This window comes from Kitasatospora cheerisanensis KCTC 2395, assembly GCF_000696185.1.
Classification (GTDB): domain Bacteria; phylum Actinomycetota; class Actinomycetes; order Streptomycetales; family Streptomycetaceae; genus Kitasatospora; species Kitasatospora cheerisanensis.
The window spans coordinates 8,018,898-8,020,006 of sequence record NZ_KK853997.1 but is presented as its reverse complement, the minus strand read 5'-3'; the positions used below and the strand labels follow the sequence as shown (position 1 = coordinate 8,020,006).

Here is a 1,109-nt window from a genome sequence, read left to right as displayed (position 1 = left end):
GGGGCGTGCGGGGCGAGGTGGGGGTTGGCGGTGAGGGCGTTCTCGAGGAAGCTGAGGGCGAAGAGGTCGTCGCGGCCGGTCAGGACGTCGCCGAGGTTCCACACGTCGGCGCGGTTGGCGAGCATGTCGGGGATGCGGAAGCGCCGGCCGGACTCGGTGTGGGGGTTGGCGGCCATGACGACGGCGAAGCGTTTGCCGCGCAGGTCCCATTCGCGTGGCTGCCCGTCCCACACTCCGTCGATGCGGCGCTGGGCGTCGCACAGCGGGATGAACCGCTGGAGGAGTTCGGGCGAGGTGTGCTGGACGTCGTCGAGGTACAGCAGGACGTTGTTGCCGGCGTGCAGCGCGAAGTTGGTCTTCTCGATCTCCTGGCGGGCGGTGGCGTTGGGGGCTTCGGCGGGGTCGAGGGAGGTGACCTGGTGGCCGAGCGCGGGGCCGTTGACCTTGACCAGGAGCAGGCCGAGCCGGTCGGCCAGGTATTCGACGAGGGTGGTCTTGCCGTAGCCGGGCGGGGAGAGGAGCAGCAGCAGGCCGCTGCGGTCGGTGGCGGTGTCGGCGTCGGCGGTGCCGATCTGCTTGGCGAGGTTGTCGCCGAGCAGGGGGAGGTAGACCTGGTCGGTGAGGCGGTTGCGGACGAAGCCGTTGAGCGGTGTCGGGCGGTAGTGGTCCAGGCGCAGCCGGGTGCGTTCGGCGGTGAGGAGGTCGGTGCGCAGTTGCCGGTGGGCGCGGAAGGCGGGGGCTTCGTGCGTGGCGTGGTCGGCTGTGCGGGTGAGGAGTTCGGCGAGGTTGACGGTGAGGGAGCCGGAGTCCAGGCGGGGGTGGTCGCCGCGCAGGCCGGTGACGACGGTCTCGGTGGCGCCGGTCGCGGCGTAGTGGGGCAGTGCGGGGGTGCAGATCAGGGCGGTGGCTTCGGCGAGGTCGTCGGGTCCGGCGTCGTGGCCGTTCGCGGCGGTGTAGGCGGTGAGCCAGGCGGTGGCGAGCTGGTGGCGGGCGGGGAGGGCGGCGGGCTCGTCGGGGAGGGCGCCGAGGGCGTCGGTGAGGCCGGCGGTGTCGGGTGCGGCGTGGAACGTGTCGAGCAGGGCGAGGGTGGCGGGGCGGGTGGCGAAGCC

General features: G+C 73.0%; 1 protein-coding gene. It reads right to left on the bottom strand.

Annotated features, from left to right (window positions below):
• Positions 1-1,109: AAA family ATPase (locus tag KCH_RS35945; RefSeq protein ID WP_157032482.1), on the bottom strand; the 1,109-nt coding region annotated here is incomplete at both ends.